Raw genomic sequence first — 3129 nt, forward strand, 5'->3', positions numbered from 1 at the left:
AGAACGAAAACAACCTGATCATGAGCGACGCGGTCAGCCGCCTGCGGCGGCTGACCGCCCTCATGTTGAAAGGGTTTCTGTTGCTGGCTACCGCCCTCTCGCTGGTGGCCGTGTTGCTGATTATCGCTTATATCACCCGCGACGCCCTCCCTTTTTTCAAGCTGCGCGGCCTGGGTGAGCTTTTTAGAAGCACCGCCTGGTACCCCAGCGGCCGTCCGCCCGAATTCGGAGCCATGGCCATCTTCTTCGGCACAGGCCTGGTCACCCTCGGAGCCATCCTGGTGGCCGTCCCCCTAGGCGTGGCAGCCGCCATTGCCCTGAGCGACATCCTGCCTTACCGCCTGCGCCAAGCCGTCAAACCGGTTATCGAAATCCTGGCCGCCATCCCTTCGGTGGCCTACGGCTTTTTCGCTCTGGTAATTTTAGCGCCGCTGCTGCAGAACCGCGGCGGCTCGCTGCTGGTGATCGCACTCTGGGTTATTGCCTTGCCTTTGGGATTGCTTTTCATTTTCGTGGTCACGGAGATCGCCACGCGCTCCATCCGTGAGGACATGGTCACAACCGCCCGCCTGATCCTGGCCGCGGTGTTGACCGTTATCTTGTGCCGGGGCTTGCTGGCGCTGGCGGCCATGCTAAGCGTCGTCAAAATAAGCAGCGGCACCAACGCCCTGAATGTCTCGTTCATCCTGGGGATCATGGCCCTGCCGACCATTGTCAGCGTCGCCGAAGATTCGCTGCAGGCGGCCGGCCGCGAACTGCGCGAAGGCAGTTACGCCCTCGGCGCCACCCGTGCCGAGACCCTGTTCAAGGTCATTATTCCCGCGGCCGGCAGCGGCATCATCGCCGCCATCATCCTCGGCGTGATGCGCGCCGTTGGAGAAACCATGGTGGTCTGGATGGCGTCGGGCAACGCCGCCCAGATCCCCAGCCCCTGGTTCAATTTCCTGAGCCCGGTGCGCACCCTGACCGCCACCATTGCCGGCGACATGGGTGAGGCCGACCAGGTTACCGGCTCCAGCCGCTACCACGTCCTGTTTGCCATGGCCCTGTGCCTGCTGCTGACCTCGTTCGCCGCCAACCTGATCAGCGAATGGATCCTGCGCCGGCAGCAGCGCAAGCTGGGAGGATTGAAATAGCATGAAGCTCGGATCGCGCAAGCTGTTCGACCGCTCGCTGACCGGCATCAGCGTCATGGCCGTCTTCCTGATGGCGCTCTCGCTGCTGGTGCTGCTCGGCCCCATATTTTCCCGCGGCCTGGGCGCTTTTGTCTTTCGCGCCACCAGCGAACACCGCCGGCTGGAGCTGGAGCAATTCGGCCGCGGCGACGAGCAGGAGATCGCGACCGAAATTCAAGCCGTCGCCCGGGCGCGGCGCCCGGCGTACGATATGTTGAAGGGATTTGAGGATGAATTGAATAATATGGAATACAGCAAGCGCCTGGGATTTCGGGCCCAGCTCAAGGAAGTGAAGAGCCTGCTTCGCGAACTTCTGGGCTCCCTGCCCGGCGAGCAGGAAGCGGTGATGCTGCGCCAGGAATACGGCCAGACGCGCTGGGATCGTGCCCAGGTCAAGCTGGGCCAGATCCTCTTCAGCGAGCACTGGGACTACTCGGATAGAAGCAGCATGGGTAAAAAGATGCTGCGGCCGCGTCTTGTTTTTTACTGGCGCTTCCTGACCGACAGGTCGCTGGATTCCCATTTTTTCGGCGGCATCTGGCCCGAGGTTCTCGGCACGTTTTACCTGACGTTCGGGGCCATGCTGCTGGCCATTCCCTTCGGCATCATCGCCGCCATCTACCTGAGCGAATTCGCCTCCGCCGGGAGGCTGGTGAGCATGCTGCGCGTGTGCATCAGCACCCTGGCTGGCGTGCCGAGCATCGTCTTCGGCCTGTTTGGGTTGGCTTTTTTCATCAACACGCTGCATTTGTCCAACTCCAAGAGCGTGCTGGCCGGGTCGGCCACCCTGGCATTGCTGATCCTGCCGACCATCATCCGTTCGGCCGAGGAGTCGCTCAAGGCCGTTCCCCATACCTACAAGGAAGCGGCCCTCAGTTTGGGCGCCAGCCAGCTGCGCACGGTACTGACCGTGCTGCTGCCAGCGGCCCTGCCGGGCATCCTGACCGGCATCATCATCAGCATGGGCCGCGCCGCCGGGGAAACGGCTCCGATCATCTTCACCGCCGCGGTCAGCGTCGGCCAACCCTTGAAAATCTGGGAGACTCTCAGCCAGCCGACGCCGGCCCTGCCCTGGAACATCTACAACCTGGCCACCGAGCACCAGGCGGTCGACGAGATCCGCCACGTGCAGTTCGGCATGGTGCTGACCCTGGTGCTGCTAGTGCTGTTGCTCAACCTGGCCGCCATCCTGATCCGCGCCCGCATCAGCAAAAAAATGAGAGGCTAATTCCATGATACAACCCATCCAACCTTCAACCCCATCGTTTCAGGACCCTGAGGGCGCTAAAGAAAACGGCTTTAAAGCCCATGTGACCTGCCAGGATTTTTCCTTCTTTTACCGTGATAACCAAGCGGTGAAGGAGGTCACGCTCGATTTTTCCGCCTACCAGGTGACAGCCATCATCGGCCCCAGCGGCTGCGGCAAGAGCACGCTGCTGCGCTCCATCAACCGCATGAACGACCTGATCCCCGGCAACCGGACTTCGGGCAAACTGCTCTTCGACGGCCAGGAGATCTACAGCCCGCGCCTGGACGTGGTCACCCTGCGCCGGCGCATCGGCATGGTCTTCCAGAAGCCAAACCCGTTCCCGAAATCCATCTTCAACAATGTCGCCTACGGCCGGCGCCTGCACAACCAGCTGGAAAAGGGCGAGCTCCAGGCGAACGTCGAGACCAGCCTGAAACGGGCCGGGCTCTGGGACGAGGTCAAGGACCGTTTGGATGACAACGCGTTGAGCCTATCGGGCGGGCAGCAGCAGCGCTTGTGCATCGCCCGCGCCCTGGCCGTCGATCCGGAAATACTGCTCATGGACGAACCGACCTCCGCTCTCGATCCGCGGGCGACGGCGCGCATCGAGGACCTGATCGCCGAGCTGCGCGGCCGCTACACCATCATCATCGTCACCCACAACATGCAGCAGGCGGCCCGCGTTTCCGACTTCACCGCTTTCCT

Annotated in this window: 3 protein-coding genes; all 3 read left to right on the forward strand. The window is 62.3% G+C overall.

The features are described 5' to 3' along the window. Positions 1 to 20: 20 nt before the first annotated feature. On the forward strand, positions 21 to 1136 hold the full coding sequence (locus NTW95_04535; protein ID MCX6556686.1) for a PstC family ABC transporter permease: 1116 nt from the start codon (positions 21 to 23) through the stop codon (positions 1134 to 1136). A 1-nt stretch (position 1137) separates the two neighbouring features. Further along, positions 1138 to 2403, forward strand: a complete 1266-nt coding sequence (gene pstA / locus NTW95_04540) for a phosphate ABC transporter permease PstA (protein MCX6556687.1) — start codon at positions 1138 to 1140, stop codon at positions 2401 to 2403. 4 nt (positions 2404 to 2407) lie between these two features. Beyond that, a partial coding sequence (pstB, locus tag NTW95_04545) for a phosphate ABC transporter ATP-binding protein PstB (protein ID MCX6556688.1) occupies positions 2408 to 3129 on the forward strand: 722 nt, incomplete at its 3' end.

This window comes from Candidatus Aminicenantes bacterium (assembly GCA_026393795.1).
GTDB lineage: Bacteria > Acidobacteriota > Aminicenantia > UBA2199 > UBA2199 > UBA2199.